Here is a 19886-nt window from a genome sequence, read left to right on the forward strand (position 1 = left end):
TTTGATGAGCGTTTTTTGTTTGGGTGTGGCCTGCTTCGGTCAGGTGAAGCGGTTTTTCCTTCAGGTGAAGTGATTTTTCGATCAGGTGGAGTGGTTTTTCCTTCAGGTGAGATACTTTTCCCTTCAGGTAGACTGTTTTTCCTTCAGGTTAGACTGTTTTTCCTTCAGGTAGACTGTTTTTTCCTTCAGGTGAGCTACTTTTTCCTTCAGGTAGACTGTTTTTTCCTTCAGGTGAAGCGGTTTTTCAATCAGGTGAATCAATTTTCCCTTCAAGTGGACTACCTTTTCCTTCAATCATCAGATTCCTTTTCTCAATGACAATCTACCGCCGTTCGTGTTACTGGATTGTTTGTTCTGATTTTCAGAGATTATCTTTCCTAATTGATTCCATATTCGTCGTTGTACTAGTTCAATCGTTTACTATGATGCTTTTACGTGTCTGTCAAACACCAATGACTATTTGCACTCAAAAAGACCTCATGGGGAAATACATTTCCCATGAGGTCTTGCACAAATGAAAAAGGACTTTAACATTTCACCGCACCGAAATCGGATATAGAACACACGATCAAGCTTACAATCACCATGATTATCGTGATTATGCGATGTTTATATTCCGTTTCATATAAAACTTTTGAATACACCCGATCTCCTTGAGAAGCTTCGTTTCCATACGATCACCATCGTTTCTTTTATTATATCATGCGAAAAAATCAACAAAAGTGAGAACATCAGAAATTAGGGAATGAGTATGTGAGTGCGGACAAGAGGTGAGTAAAACATTTGATTTAAGAAGAAAACAAGTTTGGAACTTTCGACGAATGTTGTTTTATTGTTTCTCAAATAACTGTTTTTTGGAGGATTGACTTCTTCAAGTGAAAAAGAACATATGTTCTTATCTGGTTTTATTATATAATATTTTTTTGTTTAAATAAAGTGCACAATGATTCGTTTATCATTCTGTCACAGTGCGGGTAAGTTGTTTTCTCCATTCCAAAGTGAATAAGGGACACCTATGCCTAAACACCCTGTTATTTTACATAATGAAAACCACCTGAACTTGATATAGATCGTTCAGGTGGTTTTATCATCGCAAAACTTCCGGTAGGTCCCTTCGAGAACCGTCATTGCGTTATTTCCAAACATATGAAACTTTCGTTAGTTCTCCTTCAATTTGTTGTTCATGAGGCTGTGAAGTTAGTTTACTTACAATAATCGCAATTAAAAAGGCTGCAATGAAGCCTGGTACACCTTCCATGACGACCTCGGCTAACCCTGATTGATACCAGATAAACACGGCTAGTGCTCCAGCTGCCATACCAGCTCCTGCTCCTGCGTTCGTAAGCTTTTTCCAGTAAAGAGAGAGAATGAGGACTGGTGCAAAAGTTGCTGCGAGTCCTGCAGAAGCATAAACCGTTAAGAAAAATACAGATTCCGGTGTTGTCACTGCAACAATCGTTGATAAGACGCCGATAAGGATAATCACAATTCTTGTGACCAACACGTTTTGTTTATCCGATAGGTTCTTATTAAGGTATTTTGAATAAATATCCTCTGTTAATGCAGAAGAGGCTGATAGCAACTGTGAGTCAGCTGTTGACATCAATAACCCTAAGAAAATGGCTAATAAAATGCCTCCCCATAGAGGGTGCGCCAATTCCGTTAATGCCAATGGAAATATCATCTCTGGGTCTGCTACCTCTGGGAATAATACTCTTCCAGAATATCCCACGAGAAATGCACCCCAATATGTAATCGTTAATGCGGATAAACAAATGGCTGCAGATTTTCGGACTTCTGCTGAGCTTTTTAAAGCGAAAAATCGAATCGTATCATGCGGACGACCTATAACATTTAACCCCATGACAAGAAAACCAAGAACAGAACCGAGTAACGCTGAGCCGGTTGCGCCCATGTTTGCCGAAGTGTACATCGGGCTAATTTCAGCTGTTTGTGCCACAACCGCATTCCATCCCCCAGCAACATAAATCATAAAGATACCTAAAATGACGGTCCCGATGACAACGCCAATTCCTTGAAAGTAGTCAGTTAGAGAAACGCCCATCAATCCGCCGAACAGACAATAAGCAGTAACAACAATTCCTGCAATAATAATCGCTGTCACAGGTTCAAAGCCAAAGACTGTCTGTAACGTCAATCCAGCTGCCGCTAATTGCGCTGCTGTATATGCAGACATAAAGATCACTATAGAAATACCTGATACTAAACGTATAAAGTGCGGATTTCCTCTCATTCGTTTAACAAAATAATCAGTATACGTGACAGCTCCTAGTAATTGAGAATAGTTTCTCACACGCTTGGCAATCACCATATAAGCAAAAAGAAAACCTAAATTAAAACCGATCAATATGTAAAATACTGAAGGTCCTAAGGAATAAACCATTCCCACGTAACCGATTAGTACCCAAGCGCTCATACCTGAGAATGCATAACTAATAGCAGAAACCCAGCTTCCTAAATTTCTCCCAGCCAGGTGAAAGCCTTCTTTTGATTTTGTGAATTTAAAAGAGTATATTCCAACACCGATCATTAAAATGAAATAAACAATAATTGGAATAATAAGTGCTAGATTCATTTAGCATCCCTCAATTCCTCTTCATAGTTCTTATAATATTGGTCATCTTTCTTTGCTGCCCTTACTTCTAACAAATAGTATACAATCGGAATCAGCGTTAAAATCGTAGGAATCACAACTACGACAAACCAAGCCCCCCATGTCCAACCTAACATCAGTGCACCCCTCCAAATATTCAAATAATTCTAAATACACAATTTATAGTTTTGTATTATATCCTTACTCTTCTCAATTGTAAATAAATAATTTTTAATTTTATAAAAAAATCACTCTATTTTATCAAAATTTTTATTTGCAACACGTCTAAATTGCTTTTTCTTTAAAAATAAGCATTTATTTTTGACTTTTTTAAAAAAATGGATTAATTTATTAGTTAAAAGATTCTGACAAAAACGAAGCAAGGGGGACACTTTGTGACTACTTCAATCACGTCAACAGAAAAACAAGATATGATAGAAGAGTTAAGCCAAGATCATCTCATAGACTACACGAAGCAGATCGCACAATACGTTAGGCTTTCTGGATCCCAAGATGAAGAAAACGCCTTTAAATATATAAAAGATCTATTAGAAAGTTACCAATTAAGTCCGAAACTTACTTATGATGATGCCTTCATCAGCATCCCTAAAGAAGCTAGTTTAACTGTTAATAATGAGCAATTTGAATGTATCACACATTCTATGGCTGCTTCTGCCACAGAGTTAACAGGGGACATGTTATTCATTTCTAAAGACGATCTTCATCATCTTTCTGATATAGATGGTACAAAGGTTGCGCTTATTGAGGGGCTTGCCACGCCTGGTATCGTTTACCAAATCGAAAAAACTGGCTTTCAGGCAGCAATTTTTATCAATACAGAATACACATATGAAATGATTGTCTCCCCAGTATGGGGTACACCAACACCAGAGAACGTAGAAAAATTACCTAAGATTCCTGTCATTTCAGTCACCGCACCTTCTGGAGAGAAACTGAAGGAACAGGCACAGCAAGGCTCTTCATGTACATTATCTACTTCAGTAGATACAGGCATTCGCAAGATCCCTACGCTAACCGTTGACATTCAATCTGATCAAGAAGAGGATTCCTTTATCTTATTTAGTGGACATGTTGACTCCTGGCATTATGGGGCAATGGATAATGGTACAGCGAACGCAACAATGCTTGAAGTCGCAAGAGTGCTTGCAAAAAACAAACATTTACTTAAACGAAATGTCCGGCTGGCCTTTTGGTCTGGCCATTCTCACGGTCGTTATGCAGGGTCAGCCTTATACTGTGACACGCACTGGCAGGAACTTTATGATCATTGTGTCGCCCACGTCAATATTGACTCTGTCGGGGGGAACGGTGCGACAGTATTATCTCAAGGCAATTGCATGGCAGAAACGAAAAACATCGCCCAAAAAGCGGTTTATGAAGTTACGGAGCAGGATTTTGAAGGAAAGCGTTACGGTAAGGCAGGAGACCAGTCATTTTGGGGAACCGGGGTCCCTTCCCTATTCATGGGGCTTTCAGAGCAACCACCGTTAGACGGAACGGCCGCTAACGCTCACCAAGAGTTATTCGGACAATCTGGTAAGTCTTCAGGATTTGGTTGGTGGTGGCATACAACAGAAGATACGACCGATAAAATCAACCCTGAATTCCTACTAAGAGATTGCCAAGTTTACCTTCTTTCAATTTTAGAGCTCGCCTGTAAAGATCTATTGCCGATTAATCATATCGCTGCTCTAGAAGATATCAAAAATGGCCTTCAAGAATGGGAAGGAAAACTTCAAGGCGAAATGACGTTAGAAGAACTCCAACAACGTGTCGACTCTCTGATACAACGGGTAGAATCGATCAACATACTAAAGAATGAACCATTAACAGAAGCGCAATTACAGACATTCAACCATCTAACCATGAAACTCTCACGCTACTTCGTTCCTTTTAACTATGTAGCAGACAACCCTTTTCAATTTGATACCTTATTTCAACTACCAAGGGTACCAGCCTTACTAGATATTGATGCATTACAAAAAGTATCTCCACAAGATGAGGCAGCATTTTTTATCAAAACGAAGATTCGTAGAAAAATCAATGAATTATCTTTTCAATTGAATCAAGCTAACCAAGAAATCAACCGATTTTATGAAACATTGAAAAAGGAGTAGATAGAATGACGAACTTATTTTCACCTATTCAACTAAAAGGTGTAGACATCCCTAATCGCATCATGCTTTCCCCTATGTGTCAGTATCAAGTGAAGAATAATGACGGAATGCCAAATGATTGGCACTACATACATTTAACAAGTCGAGCTATTGGCGGTGTTGGGCTTATCTGCCTTGAGATGACAAATATCGAAGCAAGAGGAAGAATCACGGAGAATTGCCTTGGGTTGTGGGAAGAAAGTCAGCTTGAGAGCTACAAAAAAATCATTGATGCATGTAAGTCCTACGGTTCTAAAGTAGCGGTTCAAATCGCTCATGCTGGGAGAAAATCGAAAATTGCATCCGGTGACGTCGTCGCGCCAAGTGAAATGCCATTTTCTGATGACTCCCCCTCTCCTAGGAGCTTAGAGACTCAAGAAATAAAAGATATTGTAAGACAATTCGGTAAAAGTACAGAACTAGCTGTCAAAGCAGGATTTGACATGATCGAACTGCACGGGGCACACGGATATCTATTACATCAATTTATCTCTCCTTCTTGTAATAAAAGAGAAGATGAATATAGCGAATATGACCGCTTCCCTTTAGAAGTCATTAAAGAAGTCCGAAATAATATGCCTGATGATATGCCTTTAATTTTAAGAATTTCAGCAATTGAATACGGGGACGGGGCCTATGATTTCCATCATATCAAACAAATGATTCCTGCATTTATTGAGGCAGGCGTCGATGCCTTTGATGTGAGTACCGGTGGGAACTCTCCGCAAAGGCCGCCTGAAATATTTGCTGGGTTTCAAGTAAAGTATGCAGAAGCGATCAAACAAGAATTTGATATTCCTGTTATTAGTGTTGGATCTCTTGAAGATGCTGAAGTTGCACAACAAGTGATCGAACAAGAGCAAGCAGATATGGTAGCCATCGGTCGAGGACTTTTACGTTACCCTTATTGGCCAAAGGAAGCAGCGGAAAAATTAGGTCTAACGTTCAACTTGCCTGGTGTTTACGATATTGGATATTAATTTCAGCTACTGAAAATTGGAGGGGAAAAAATGAAATTCACTTTTATTGGAGCAGGCGCAATTGGCGGTGTTGTAGGTGCTTACCTCGCCAAAGCAGGGGAAGATGTTACCTTAGTTGACGTCAATGAAGAACATATCAATGAAATACAAAAGAACGGTCTCAATATTCAAACCCAAGAGGAGTCATGGACAACAAAAGAAGTAAAGGCGAAAACGATGAATGACCTAAAGAAAAGCAAAGAACCGCTTGATGTTGTTGTACTCGCTGTAAAAGCACAACACACTTCGGAAGCAGTCAATGATATCAAAGACCTTCTTCAGAAAGATTCCGTCGTCATCTCTATGCAAAACGGATTAACAGAAAATATTATCTCCTCCATCATCGGTCAAGATCGAACGATCGGAAGTTTTGTTAATCTTTTTGCAGACTATTTAGAACCAGGACTGATTCAATACGGAGGCGTCGGTTCACTGTTCATCGGAGAGCTTAGCGGAGAATTATCCCCTCGCTTACTCGCTCTTGAAGAAAAATTCAAGGCATGGGGAGATGCAAAGGCAACGGACAATATTTACGGTTATCTATGGAGTAAACTTGCATTCGGGGCGATTTTAACAGCAACAGCAACTGTCGATGAAAAAATGGCTGAAGTGATTAATCCAACTGATAACCGGAAAATGTTTGTCGAGTTAGCTACAGAAGTGCTAAAAGTAGCTGATCAAAACGGCATTCAACCGATGAGCTTTGATAATTGGGAACCAAACATCATTTACCAAAAAAACAAAGAAAGAGATTGGGATACAATCAACGAGCACTTTGATAAGCTCGTCGCTAGACTCCGTTCTTACAAAAAAGTGAAGTCTGGCATTTGGCGAGACCTCGCTGTCCGGAAAAGGAAAACAGAGGTTCCATTTCACCTCTCCCCTGTCATCGAACGTGGCCAAGACCTTAACATTGATATGAGTCTAACGAAAAAGACACTTGACCTCATTGTTGAACTTGAAAACCAAGAGCGCGAAATGTCTTGGGAAAACATCGAATCATTGAAACAATTAGCAAATCAAAAACAAAAATCATTAAATGGCTAGATATCTATTTTTTTGAATATGATATAGTCAACCTAAATTCAAAAAAACAGTAAAGGTGGGTTGGCACTTGTTTGATAAAATGAATGAAGACTTTTCTATTGATCAATTAGATCGACAAATTGTTGAGATTTTACAAAAAGATGGTCGCATTTCGTATACTGAGCTATCGGAACAGCTCGACACAACCGCGAGTACGATCCGAAATCGAGTTCAACGATTAACAGATAACAACTTCATTAAAGTAGTCGGCGTTGTGAACCCTTTCCTAACAGGGATGGAGACAGTCGCTTTCATCGGCGTAAAAATTGACCTACCCAAATATGATGACATCGTAGAAGCACTACGAAAGATTCCGGAAGTACGATTTATCGCTGGAGCTTCAGGCGGGTATGATTTATTTATTCAAGTCATCACAACGAATAACATGAGTCTCTTCCAAATTATAAGACAAGATATTAGCGATATCGATGGGATCGCGTCATTGGAAACGCACATGCTTTTTGACATTCACAAACAAACATACGATTGGGGTACTGGCCAAGATAAAGTATGAATCAGTGAGAAGCACGGGGACGGACCTTCTTTGCCAAATTTGTAATCAGAAGCACGAGAGAAGCACGGGGACGGACCTTCTTTGCCAAATTTGTAATCATAATGTAATCATTTCTCCTTGATGATGCGCTCAAAGGGGCAAACAAATATTTTAGCTAAATCAAAAACTCGAACATTGATATCTTATCTGTAGTTTGTTTTATCCCCTCCGACTGAAGACTCCCTCTGCAATCGCGAGAAGGGCTTGGTTCCAGGGGAGGGGGTATTTCACGACATTTTTCACCTTCCATAACCTAAAATACTGTCAGTACCAATGGCATCGTCTTGTTTCATCGTTTCAAATCGCTTTAGCGAGTGCAACAAACACCATAAGGAACATGCTACTGATACACTTATCACCATATATTTTAGAAAGAAATTACGCGAAGCATCGCGGTACCCCTAAAAGGACGGCAAAAGCTTTTCCCTATCATTCATGTATAACAATATTAGAACGGAGCAACAATATGTCGCATGAAGTTGTTATCACTAAAAAAGTAACCACCTACTATCCTTTGTTCGAGGGGTAGGCGGTTACTTTTTTGTTTTTTCTTTTAACGATTTCTAGAACCATTCTCCACACACTTACCAGAGCGATACAATCAGATTCTAACAATCTATAATCATGGTAACTGTTAAGGTTTCTCAGGAATATCCTTTCCACCTTTATTACCTTGCCGCCTTCACGCTTTGTTACACTTTCATTACAAATTTGGCAAACTAAATACGTCCCCGTGCTTCCCCTGCTGCCGTCCCCGTGCTGCCTCACGCCTTATAAACAAAGTTAGGCGAAACGCCTAATATCCTTGCTGCTTGGCGTTGCGAGATGCCTTCAATGGCTTTGACTTTTCTCAATAAATGATTTCTACTTACCTTTGGCAAACTTTTCACTTGCGGAATCTCAATCGAACCAAGCACCTTCTTGATTTCAACTCGCGCTTCTTCATCTGACAACCTTCGCCGATAAGCTGTCTCGTCAAGACATTGATCGGAAGTTTTCCGTTCATTAAATACCTTAAACGTTGCTCGCGCGGTTGCTAGATCAGTAGAAAACATCTTTAAAGCCAACCCTGTATCTAATAACCGCTCTGGATACACTTCTTCATTATAATATCCAAGACAACTACTCCACGGCCACTGATCAACTTGATTAACCATACCTGCTTTCACCGGATTCTGATGAATATACCTCACAACCGTCAGAAAATACCGCCTCGACTCAACATTCTCACTCTTAAATCGATCTTGAAAAAGATGACCTTGCGTGCGATATTTCCAATTATAATACAAAGCGAAACTAACACCGATTCGCTTCATTGTAAGCGAAATGTCCTCATTTCCTTCTCTTACTAAGAGATGAACATGATTACTCATCAAACACCAAGCATATACGGTCATTTCCGCTTGGATTTTGCACTTCAAAAACGTACCAAGAAATCTCATCCGATCTTCATCGTCATGGAAAATTTCTTGCCCGTTCGCACCTCTCCACATGATATGATAGATTCCGTATGCACTCTTGCTCCTTGGTTTACGACCCATCACAATCACCGCTTTATATAGTCATCAATGGTTCTCTTTTCACCTGTTAACAATTTCGTATCCAACGTCGGACGACTCAGCTTTCTTAACGTCATCGCTTCTAACAAACTTTCATCTGATATTTCATTTTCACCCTTTACATCAGCAATCGTTCTAGCTAAGCGGATCATTTTGATTTGCACACGATTGCTAAGGGCCTCTCGAACCGAGAGACGCTGGATAAGCTGTTGCTGTTCGCCCGTTAATGGAGACATTTTCAGCAAATGTTCATACGGAACGCTCCCGTTACAAACCTTTTCACCGTACCGTTGATATTGCCGCTCCCGTGCGATTTGCACACGTTGTTTGATCACTTCAGACGATTCAATCCCTTGAAAATCATGCCCTTTAAGGTGAACAGATTTTAACGATAATAAAATGTCAATTCGATCTAAAACAGGCCCGGAGACACGATTTTGATACGTTTGGATTTGCTTTTTGGAACACGTACAGTATTGGGTCTTGGAACCGAAGTATCCGCATGGGCAAGGGTTCATCGCAGCGAGAAAAATAAATTTTGCGGGGTAAGTTACTGTGGAATGAACGCGACTAATCGTCACTTGTTCATTTTCTAACGGTTGCCTTAACATATCTAACGTTTTCTTGGAGAATTCAGCAAGTTCATCTAAGAAGAGGACACCACGATGAGCGAGCGACACTTCACCTGGTTTCGGGTTTGTCCCCCCACCGATAAGTGAGACAGCAGACGCGGAGTGATGGGGATGGCGGTAGGGAGGCATAGATAGGGACGAGTCATCAGCCCCAGCTAATTGATAAAGACTCATTTTTTCAAGTTGGGCTTCTTTTGAAAGTGACGGTAAAATGGAAGGAAACGTTTCTGCCAATAAACTTTTCCCACAACCAGGCGGACCATCCATTAACACATAATGTTCACCTGCCGCCGCAATTTCAAGCGCCCATTTTGCAAAGTCATGACCAATCACTTGTTGAAAGTCCTTGTCTACGACTTGCTCTTCGTCTTTTACTGCTTCAGGCTGATCAAACGAGAGGGGCGGCTGTCCGGAAAAAATATCGATGACATCTTGAAGGGATTGAATGTAGATCAGTTCCAAATCATCCATTTCAATTTTAGGAAGCGTCGGATCAAAGGGAAGGAAAAGCCTCTTCAGATTTAATTTCTTCGCCGCAAGAACAGCAGCGATCATCCCTTCGACAGGGAGCACCGACCCATCTAACGATAATGCGCCAATGAAAGCAGCATCGTCAGGAATGTTCTCTTTTAGAAAATCACCACTCTTTAAAACACCCAGCGCAATCGCTAAGTCAAAAAGCGGCCCGTTTTTCTTCTGCTCCGCCGGCGATAAGTTAATCACCACTTTCATATCAACCAATGGAAACCCCATACTATGTAACGTCGCAGACACCCGTTCCTTCGATTCTTTCACCGAAGCATCAGGTAGACCAACGATCACAATCGACTCAAGCCCATCCATGACTTGTACTTCCGCTTGAACAACATACCCTTGCAAACCTTTTAAACCAATGCTCGTTACTTTTGACGACATATTCGATTCCTCCAATATATCCATTTGATTTTGTGATAACAAAAGGGAGTATTCGCGATGTTACTGACGTAGATTGATGATGTGTGAATGACACTTGGGGTAAGCAATACAACTTGAGGTTAGACGACGAAAAGCTACAATCAATCAGGAAATGATGTGAGTATAAATTTAGGTATTTAAAAAAGGGAAGTCATTGTTAGCGGTCGTTCATTTCAGGTAAATCGTCGAGGATGACACGGAGAAGGTAGAGTCGTCCAAAAATGTAGGACTACATCACATAGAAATATACATGTTTATTTGAACTTCCTTTATCATACAACAAAATGTGAAATATTTCACCTATAAAACATTACCTTTGCAACATTTTTTCAAACATTCAAAAGAAAATACAAAAAGAGCCACCACCTAAAGCGATAGCTCCCTTCCACATACAATTTTTATTACACTTTCATTACAAAATTGGCAAACTGGATACGTCCCCCTGATTCCCCTACAACAAAATGTGAAATATTTCACCAGTTGAACAGTACTTTAACAATAATTTTTTGAACATTCATAAGAAAACACAAAAAAAAGAGCCACCACCTAAAGTGACAACTCCCTTTCTCATACAAATTTTATTATACTTTCATTACAAAATTAGCTAAGTGGATACGTCCCCCTGCTTTCCCGAAGAAAGAGCTACCGCGTTATGCGATAGCCCCTCTCTTGGAAACCAGCAGGTTTCGATTCCTCTTCATTAACCTCTCTGAAATATTACATTTTCATTTCAATTCTGGCTAACTGGAACCGTCCCTATGCTTCTTGTTCTCTTTTAAAAAGTCACCACTCTTTAAAACACCCAGCACAATTGCTAAGTCAAAAAACGGCCCATTTTTCTTCTGGTCTGCCCGCGATAAGTTAATCACCACTTTAATATCAACCAATGGAAAGCCCATGCTATGTAATGTCGTAGACACTCTCTCCTTGGATTCTTTCACCGAAACATCAGGCAGTCCAACGATCACAATCGACTCAAGCCCTTCCATGACATGTACTTCCACTTGAACACAATACCCTTACAACCCTTTTTATCCAATGCTCGTTACTTTTGACGACATGTTCGACTCCTCCAATATCGATTTGTTTTCTTTGTATTTATGAATTTTCAGAAACAAACAGGCGTATTCGTGATGTTATCGACGCTGGATGGTTTATTTATGATTAACATGTGGGGTGAGCAATACAGCTTGAGGGAAATTTGCTAAGAGGTTCAATTCTTCAAGAAGGGCTTTCATTATCGAATGTTAGGTGTTTATAAAAAGGGAAGTGATTGTTAGAAATAGTTCATTTCGGTGAACCGTCGAGGAAAACACGGTAGGCAAGAGCTGTCCAATATCATTTAACAACATCACATAAAAGTAGGTGTATTGTTTACTTTCTCTATTTGAACTGCCCCTATCAACATTATATTGTGAAATATTTCATCTATTGAGATATACCTTTAATATAAATTTTTCGAACATTCATAAGAAAATACAAAAAGAGCCACCGCCCGTGAAGCGATAGCCCTCTTCATCTCCCTATACATGCCATAATAACGAAGTTCTTAGCCTTGCATCTAGGTTTTATTACAGTTCCATTACAGATCTAGCCAACACGAACCGTCCCTTTGCTTCTCACAGCAATCACCCTTATCCTAAAATTTTTATAATTATATAGAAACACATCAAGAAGAGAACGGTCAATACAAACAATAAAACGTTACAATTTTGGTTCGTTCCCGTGTTTCAACGCTAACAGTCCCCACTGCCAAGCCTGAAGTGGACTTTCATCACCTAGCTGTTAGACATGCCGGGCACACATATAAAAAGAGCTACCGCATTATGCGATAGCTCTCTTATTAGGAAGCAGGAGAAGCGTCCCCTTACTTCTTAATTATTCAGCTACAGATACGCCCTTAAATTCATCGTCTTCAACAACAAAGTCTAATTCAATATCCGTAGTTCCATGACCATTAACATCAGTAGTAGTAAAAGTGACCTCTACTGTTTCTTCCGTTGCTGCATTCGTATCAAGTCCTGTAAGTGAAATAGTTGCTACACCCTCGGAGTCAGTAGAAACTGAGCCATTATTGTCTCCACCTAGAGAATCAATTTCACCCTCGTCTTCAAAATCCGGAACATCAATTACATTTGATTCTTCAATAGCATCACCAGCAGCGTCCAACAATGTTAATTCAAATTCCACATCTTGATCACCGTTAGTGATATCCACACTATTTTCATCAAATGTTAATGTTGAAACAACTTGCTCAATTTCAAATGTATCATCTTCTGTTTCATCTTGGATAGTAATGACTAATTCATAGTCACTTGCAGCTTCAATTTCAGTATCAATGTCATCAAACTCAACATTTGAATCAACATCAAAGTCATGTGTAACGGTTTGTGAGTCAATTTCATTACCCTCAGAATCAACAATTACACCTTCTACATCAACTTCACCATCGAAAGCAACACCATCTGCATCTTCTACATTTTGTAGTTGAGCAACAAGATTGTCATCTTGACCGATCGTAGGGATGTCATTAATATCAAATGATCCAACAATCAAGTCATCTGCAACAGAAGCGTCATCTTCATCGATTTCTGTTTCTTCGATTACGTTACCAGCTGTATCTTCAAGATCTTCAGGACGCTCAACAGTTACCTCTGGCGCTTCATCAAGTGAAAGTTCTTCATCAAGCTCTAGTACTACTGCTTTTGTTCCATCAGTTGCATGGTCAACACTGTCAACCTCTGCACCTTCAACAGAGAATGTACGATCATCAATGCGAGTACCGTTCATCTCTTCACTAAAGTTTACAGTAACTTCATCAGCTTCAGTAAGTTGAACATTATCAATTTCAGGAGCGATTTCGTTAATTAAACCTGTTTCTGTAAATTGAAGTGGTTGACCAAAGCGGTTCACAGTATCACCGGAACCATCAGCAATAACTTCTACATCTTCTCCCTTATACTGACCGTTTGTATCAAGGTCTTCTTCAATTGTCAACTCAACAGTGTTACTTGATGTAGTTGAAACGCTATTGATTTTTAGTTCATCATAAGGGGAACTATCCTGTTGTAGAGTGAACTCCTCAACGTCAAATTCATCGATATCGTCTTCAAATTGAAGTTCAATCGTATTACGATCTAGGGCAGTCATTAGGTCGTCGCCATCATCGTTTTGATCGATTCCAAATGGAGTACCTGATTGGTCACTACCTAAGTTTTCAGTCCAGTAAAGATCATCTGTACGGTTACCATTAGCATCAGCTACACGAGCACCTGTAAGGTCACCAATTAGGGCAAGCTCTTCTTCAGCGTTATCAAATGTGATTTCTACTGATTTAAGGTCATCAGCAACACTGATTTCAGCTGTGTCAAGCTCATCAAAGGATGTGTTATCAGTAGAGTACTTAGACAAGTCAGCTACTGAGTAATCACCAGTAGTTGCCATTTCGTTGTCATCAAATTCAACGACAATTGTTACGTCGTCTCCATCTTGATAGTACTTAACGTCAAAGTTGCTTGCATCTGGAGCTGTCACATCTTGCATTTCAAATGTAAAGTCCTCTTCGTCAAGCTCGTTACCAAGAGTGTCTTCTACATCTTCTACAGTGAGGACATGGTCACCATATGCATCATTATCGACCGTAACAACAACTGTGTCATAATGTGTATCTCCATCATCATCAACGTAGAAATCAACACTGTTGATAGATACATCGTCTCCATCTTCATCCACTAAAGAGTAGTTACTACGGTTGTCTCCAGCTTCATCTCCTGAATCAGCTAGATCTTTATCAAATTCAACTTTGAAGCTGTCCTGAGAATCTTCCTCTTGTTCAACAGAAGCAATTGTTGGCGCATCTTCATCAACAGTTACTTCAAAGCTAGTTGTAAGTTCATCTTCTTGAACGTTACCCCAGTTGTCCTCTAGAACCTCTTCTTCAATTGTTAGGTTTGCGGAACCTGATGGAAGAGTGTGGTCAGCATCAAACCATACATGAAGTTCTGAACCATCAATTTCTACTTTATCTGCTGTGTTTGAACTATTAGTGTGGTAGATTTTATCTAGAATACTAGCGTCTGCATCACCAGTCTCAATCTCTTCCTCACTAGAATCTTCAAAACTGATGTTTTCGTTGAATTGAACAACTACATACTGTTGATTTTCAGCATAAGCTTCTTCAATCACAGGAGGGTTCTCATCAATTGTTACATCAAGGTCAAATGTTGTAGATGGAACGTTAAGGCCTGCATAGTCAACTAGTTCCCCTCGTTCTACACTTACTTCATATTCACCATCTTCAAGTGAAGAAAGAAGTTCGATCGTTGCTACACGTTCACTATCATCAAAGCTCACGCTATCGATGATAAGTGTTGTGCCATTGTTAGTTTCAACAGTGAATGCATCGCCTTCGTCACTATTATCAACATCGATTGGCTCACTAAATACAACTTCGATTTCGTTTGTTCCAGTAACTTCAACTTCTTCAGCTGTTGGAACAGTTGTATCGAATAACTCGATCGTCGTTTCATACTCTTCTTCAAGAACCTCATCAGAAACTTTAACTGTTACTTGATCTTGGTTCTCTTTTGCATCATCAAGCGTCAAGCGAACATGATTACCGTCAACGACAGGATCAACATCGTCGTCAAGGTCTAATTCACTTCCATCTTCATCAAGAAGCTCGATCTCGTCTTCGATATCTTCAACATCTTCAACATCTTGGTTGAAGTAGATGTCAATTTCTTTAAGGTTAGTCGCACTTACTTCCGCAACTTCTAAAACGTCTACTTCTACATCAAGGCGCTCTTCTGGAGCTTCTGTTCTGTGGAAGAATGTAGCTGCTTCAGCGCGGTTTACTTCAGCGTCTGGTTTAAATTCTCCATCGCCATAACCTTGAACAATACCTAGGGAAGCTAGTGCTTTAACTGCTGCCTCTCCCCAGTGACCGTCAACGTCGTTTAGGTCTAGAATTGCAGCTTCGTTTTCCTCAAGCTCGTATGCTGCGACAACGATGTCAGCAAGCTCAGCACGAGTGATGTTGTTATCTGGACGGAATGTTCCGTCTTCGTAACCTTGGATATATCCAGCTTCAGCGACTGCTGCAACTTCTGCAGCAAACCACTCGTCGTCAACGTCAGAGAAGTCTGCATCTGCGTCTTCTTGAATGTCTAAGTTGAATGCACCAGCGATCATTGAAGCCGCTTGCGCACGAGTAAGTTGCTCATCTGGACGGAATGTTCCGTCTTCGTAACCTTCAATAATTCCTTTTTCTGCTGTGTAGTTTACACTATCCGCGAACCAGTCGCTTACTTGAACGTCAGAAATTTGTGCATCTGCTGCAGTCACTGCACCAGCACCTGTTGTTGCTACCAATGCCGTTGCGACAGAAGTAGCCAAAAACTTACGATAAGATTTTGGTTGATAAGCCATGTAACCATTTCCTCCTTTTAGGTATGTACGTTCTTTTACGTACGATATTCTATTTTCAGCATTACTAGACTGAGAGATTTCAGTCAAAATAATGCTAAAACTATTACAGTCCAATAATCACCTGCAAGATTAGTATAATTTCCTCAAAATGTATTGTCAACCTGAAGTGTAACAACGCACCCTTCTTTTACTAGTTGAGGAAATCAACTGTCCTGGTTCATGATATTGGAAACTAGTTATTTGCCATTCTACATTAATCGTCATTGTTTTCAAAGTGCTGTTGTAAAAAAATTAAATCACTTTTCATTCTTTATGACTTGAACTGACAGTGATGGCAAACGCTACTTCCTCGTTGTTTTACCTGCACTACTAATATCGGTTTCTTAACTGAAAGATTCATAGTACTTTCGTCTTGTTAATAAATGATAACTTCTGTTACACATTTGTAATCTCAATCACGTCCTCTCTATGGTAAACTATTCAAGGAAAACTGTTTCGATCATTTATACATAGAAAAATAGAAAACGCTTAAATTTCGACAATTCTACATAAGAAAGTGGGGATATTGTGAAAAAGGCTGCAACAGGGCTTATGGTGTCTGCCCTTCTTTTGACGACATTTCCTGAAGAAGGTTTCAGTGCTTCCCATGAAGTTGAAGACATCAGTGTCATTATCGATGAAGCAAAAACACACATTGGTACCCCCTATTCGTTCGGAGGTACTTCACCTAGTGGCTTTGATTGTTCAGGGTTTCTTTACTACACCTTCCAACAAGAAGGAATCACCATACCAAGAACAACATCCACCCAATATAACTATGGTGAAACCGTAAATCGTGATTCACTAGAAATTGGAGACATCGTCTTTTTTGAAACATACAAACCAGGTCCATCCCACTCAGGAATATATGTAGGCGGAAATGAATTTATTCATGCCTCTTCTTCAAATGGGATTACGATTAATAATTTAAATGAATCGTATTATAACCAACGCTACATAGGGGCTAAGCGCTTCGTTGAGGAAGTGGAAGTGGAAGTGGAAGAAGAGGAAGAACCAGAAGTTCTTGCTGACCTTCCGACAGGTGAGTACCACGACATCGACGAGGACCATTGGGCCCAAGAAAAAATTTATGAATTGAGTCAAGAAGGGATCATCCAAGGAACGTCGGATAGCTTTTTCCTCCCAGACGAAAACATCTCACGCGACCAAGCGGCTACGATATTTGACAAAGCGCTCGAGCTTGACGACGTAGATGTGGACGAGCTATCTTACAGTGACCTTGACGAAGATTACTGGGCTTTTGATCAGATTGCTACTGTAACGGAAGCGAGTATTCTTGAAGTATCAGAAGAAAATTTCCAGCCATTAGAACTTCTAACTCGTGAAGAAACAGCGATGGCGATCGACAACGCTTTCGACCTTCCTGAAGTCGAGAGTGAAGTGACGTTTACTGACCTTAACGAAGATGCTGATTCCTATGATGCAATTCAACGCGCAGCTGAAGCTGGCATCATCTCTGGTTATGTAGATCAAACATTTAAACCAGAAGAAGACGTGACACGTGCAGAGTTTGTTTCGTTAATCTATGAAGCTTGGAATCTCGATACTTCTAATGAATAAATAGTAGAATTACGAGTTTCTACATATTATATATTGTTTTTTGGTTACATTTACCACTGATGTTTTTAACCCCGCATGGCTCGAGGGCAATGCGGGGTTTTTTTATGTCCGTTATTCAGTTTTTTCACTCGTCATACGAGAAAATAAGGCACTCAATTCACTTCTACTCACTGAGCGTTCGGGACGATACGTGTCATCTTCGTACCCTTCCGCATAACCGTAAGCTGTGAGCATAGCGACTGCACCGGCGTAAAATTCATCGCCGTCGACATCTGTAAAGGAGTGTTGTTCAGCTGAGGTTACCTCTTCTAGTTCGAAAAACCTCATTAATAGTACAGCGAATTCACCACGACGAATCTCTTCATCAGGTCGAAACGTTTCATCTTCGTAGCCTGTAATGACTTCTTCATCGAAAGCCGCTTCAATCCAGCCTGATGCGTAATGCGTGTCTGCGACATCGTCAAAAGATGTCGCACGTGGGTCAATGTCTCCGTGCTTGTCGCGCATAAGGGTGACGGCTGCTTCCGCTCTCGTCATCGATTCATGTGGACGAAACGTTTCATCTTCATAACCTGTAATCGTGCCCGCATCAACGAGTGGTGCGAGTTCAGAGACATACCAATCATCGAGGTCGACGTCGATAAATTGTTTTGCGATATGTTCTCCGTTGGCATAGTCATAGACGATCGCTTCTTCTTCTGCTAATACCTTTTCTGAGACAACGTCTTTATCAGAATAGGCAGCGACTTCGTATTGGTAGGTACCAGATTCGACGCGTTCGCTATAGGATGGGTCTTTAATATTAGCGACCTCCTCTCCATCACGATAGATGTAATAACCAGCAACCTCGTTATCGTTCGGGTCGTCCCACTCGATTGTCACCTCATATTTGTTGGTTTTTCCATCCTCAGTTTCCCCATCAGATTTGTTTTCTTCTCCAGAAGGGTTGGTGTCGACCGTCACTGTGACATTTTCTACTTTCACTAGTGGTTGGGCGCCGAGTTCGATTGTTTCAGGGAATTCGATCACCCCATAACCGAGTTCATCATCGCGCGTATCTCCGTCTGGGTGCACGGCGTAGTCATGTAGTAAGGCGCGAATCTCGTCGCGTTCTTTTAACGGGTGCGCTTCTTGTAAAATCGCAAGCATGCCTGTGACGTGGGGTGCTGCGAGTGAGGTCCCGCTCGTCGTTTTGTAACCGGTGCCTTTGTCGATGCTATGAATGTGCTCTCCGGGAGCGGCGACTTCAATTTCTGGGCCGTGGGCCGAAAACGGTGAGCGTTCGCTCGTTTGTCCGATACTCGCCACTGCGATCACATCTTCATAAGCGGCTGGGTACTCAACCGTGTCGCCGAGCGCTGTCTCGTGGCCGTCATTTCCGCCTGCTGCGACGAGGAGTGATCCTTCTTCAGCTGCTGCTTCGATGGCAGCTTGAAAACTATTTGAGGTCATATTGCCTCCAACACTTAAATTGATGACGTCGACTTCTTGCTCAACAGCCCATTCGATGCCTTCAATAATGTGCGAGTAAAATCCATCTCCGTCATCATCCAATGCTTTGATTGCGTAGATGCTCGCTTCCGGGGCGATGCCGCGCATCCCTTCTCCCCTGTTTCCTGCAATGACCCCCGCGACATGGGAGCCGTGACCGTGGTCATCATTATAATCTTCGGTATAGTCGACTACGGAGATGCCCTTTTCGATATCGATATCAGGGTGTTCGGTGCTGATGCCTGTATCAATGACCGCGACGTCGATCCCCTCTCCTCGTAGATCGTGTTCCCAAGCGTGGTGGGCTTGGATGCGCTCAACACCCCAATCCGACCAATTTTCCGATACTTTTAGCGACTCATCACGCTCTACAGTCGTCACATCGTCTATTTGCGCGACTTGATCGGCTGCGGATGCTGTCATCGAAACGACGAGTGTATTAATGGAAGATAATTCGCTGTGAACAACCGCATCCAGCTCATGAAATATCGTTTCGTCTGGCTCTTCATGAAACATGACGAGAAAACGATCCGTCTCTGTATCGTCTGCGCTTACGAACAAAGTTGGTATTATTAGTGCAATAAAAATAAAAGCGATCAATATGTAGGAACGATCAGGTGGTTTCTGCAAATTTTTCCCTCCTTAAGGTTGCATAAAAGCTCCTCCACATTGGAGGAGCTTTTTTAAGGCTACAAGTTCTATTTAAGCTACGATTTAAATATTACAGCGATTCATTTAAAAAGGCAATCGC

General features: G+C 40.9%; 13 protein-coding genes. 5 read left to right on the plus strand and 8 right to left on the minus strand.

Features of this window, described 5'->3' with window-relative positions:
• Positions 1–123: 123 nt before the first annotated feature.
• The 3 genes from HNQ41_RS13645 to HNQ41_RS13655 form a co-directional block, all read right to left on the minus strand.
• Entirely contained in the window at positions 124–294 is a 171-nt protein-coding gene (locus HNQ41_RS13645) for a hypothetical protein (protein WP_184664987.1), read from the minus strand.
• Positions 295–1132: 838 nt separating this feature from the next.
• Positions 1133–2596 carry a sodium/proline symporter gene (locus HNQ41_RS13650; RefSeq protein WP_184664988.1) on the minus strand — a complete coding sequence of 488 codons (1464 nt, stop codon included), beginning with the start codon at positions 2594–2596 and terminating at the stop codon, positions 1133–1135.
• Complete coding sequence (locus HNQ41_RS13655) at positions 2593–2751, minus strand: hypothetical protein (protein ID WP_184664989.1); 159 nt, start codon at positions 2749–2751, stop codon at positions 2593–2595. Before HNQ41_RS13655 ends, HNQ41_RS13650 begins: the two co-directional genes overlap by 4 nt.
• Before the next feature lie 258 nt (positions 2752–3009).
• Between HNQ41_RS13655 and HNQ41_RS13660 the strand changes: the two genes are divergently transcribed.
• From HNQ41_RS13660 to HNQ41_RS13675, 4 genes are all read left to right on the plus strand, one after another.
• Positions 3010–4752 (plus strand): M28 family peptidase, encoded by a 1743-nt coding sequence (locus tag HNQ41_RS13660; protein ID WP_184664990.1) that lies wholly within the window; start codon positions 3010–3012, stop codon positions 4750–4752.
• A gap of 5 nt (positions 4753–4757) precedes the next feature.
• The gene (locus HNQ41_RS13665; protein ID WP_184664991.1) at positions 4758–5771 is read left to right on the plus strand and encodes an NADH:flavin oxidoreductase/NADH oxidase; all 1014 of its coding nucleotides are present in this window, start codon (positions 4758–4760) and stop codon (positions 5769–5771) included.
• A 30-nt stretch (positions 5772–5801) separates the two neighbouring features.
• Positions 5802–6857: a ketopantoate reductase family protein gene (locus tag HNQ41_RS13670; protein WP_184664992.1), complete on the plus strand. Its 1056-nt coding sequence runs from the start codon at positions 5802–5804 to the stop codon at positions 6855–6857.
• Positions 6858–6924: 67 nt separating this feature from the next.
• Complete coding sequence (locus HNQ41_RS13675) at positions 6925–7410, plus strand: Lrp/AsnC family transcriptional regulator (RefSeq protein WP_184664993.1); 486 nt, start codon at positions 6925–6927, stop codon at positions 7408–7410.
• An 803-nt stretch (positions 7411–8213) separates the two neighbouring features.
• Here the strand turns inward: HNQ41_RS13675 and HNQ41_RS13680 are convergent.
• The 4 genes from HNQ41_RS13680 to HNQ41_RS13695 all read right to left on the minus strand — a co-directional run bounded on the left by HNQ41_RS13680 (position 8214) and on the right by HNQ41_RS13695 (position 16024).
• Positions 8214–8990, minus strand: a complete 777-nt coding sequence (locus HNQ41_RS13680) for an REP-associated tyrosine transposase (RefSeq protein WP_184664994.1) — start codon at positions 8988–8990, stop codon at positions 8214–8216.
• A 5-nt stretch (positions 8991–8995) separates the two neighbouring features.
• Entirely contained in the window at positions 8996–10579 is a 1584-nt protein-coding gene (locus HNQ41_RS13685) for a YifB family Mg chelatase-like AAA ATPase (RefSeq protein WP_184665033.1), read from the minus strand.
• 755 nt (positions 10580–11334) lie between these two features.
• Positions 11335–11598: a magnesium chelatase domain-containing protein gene (locus tag HNQ41_RS13690; RefSeq protein WP_184664995.1), complete on the minus strand. Its 264-nt coding sequence runs from the start codon at positions 11596–11598 to the stop codon at positions 11335–11337.
• Positions 11599–12472: 874 nt separating this feature from the next.
• Positions 12473–16024: an S-layer homology domain-containing protein gene (locus HNQ41_RS13695; protein ID WP_184664996.1), complete on the minus strand. Its 3552-nt coding sequence runs from the start codon at positions 16022–16024 to the stop codon at positions 12473–12475.
• Positions 16025–16591: 567 nt separating this feature from the next.
• Between HNQ41_RS13695 and HNQ41_RS13700 the strand changes: the two genes are divergently transcribed.
• A complete protein-coding gene (locus tag HNQ41_RS13700; protein WP_184664997.1) occupies positions 16592–17644 on the plus strand; it encodes an NlpC/P60 family protein in 1053 nt (350 codons plus the stop codon).
• Positions 17645–17755: 111 nt separating this feature from the next.
• Here HNQ41_RS13700 and HNQ41_RS13705 read toward each other — a convergent pair whose 3' ends face one another.
• Complete coding sequence (locus HNQ41_RS13705) at positions 17756–19765, minus strand: S8 family peptidase (protein ID WP_184664998.1); 2010 nt, start codon at positions 19763–19765, stop codon at positions 17756–17758.
• Positions 19766–19886: the final 121 nt, after the last annotated feature.

It is taken from the genome of Texcoconibacillus texcoconensis, from assembly GCF_014202575.1.
GTDB lineage: Bacteria > Bacillota > Bacilli > Bacillales > Salisediminibacteriaceae > Texcoconibacillus > Texcoconibacillus texcoconensis.

Bases quoted from the DNA above. Each gene is read 5' to 3' on its own strand.
- HNQ41_RS13655 (WP_184664989.1), bottom strand. From the start codon at position 2,751: ATGTTAGGTTGGACATGGGGGGCTTGGTTTGTCGTAGTTGTGATTCCT.
- HNQ41_RS13680 (WP_184664994.1), bottom strand. From the start codon at position 8,990: ATGGGTCGTAAACCAAGGAGCAAGAGTGCATACGGAATCTATCATATC.
- HNQ41_RS13670 (WP_184664992.1), top strand. From the start codon at position 5,802: ATGAAATTCACTTTTATTGGAGCAGGCGCAATTGGCGGTGTTGTAGGT.
- HNQ41_RS13665 (WP_184664991.1), top strand. From the start codon at position 4,758: ATGACGAACTTATTTTCACCTATTCAACTAAAAGGTGTAGACATCCCT.
- HNQ41_RS13685 (WP_184665033.1), bottom strand. From the start codon at position 10,579: ATGGATATATTGGAGGAATCGAATATGTCGTCAAAAGTAACGAGCATT.
- HNQ41_RS13695 (WP_184664996.1), bottom strand. From the start codon at position 16,024: ATGGCTTATCAACCAAAATCTTATCGTAAGTTTTTGGCTACTTCTGTC.
- HNQ41_RS13650 (WP_184664988.1), bottom strand. From the start codon at position 2,596: ATGAATCTAGCACTTATTATTCCAATTATTGTTTATTTCATTTTAATG.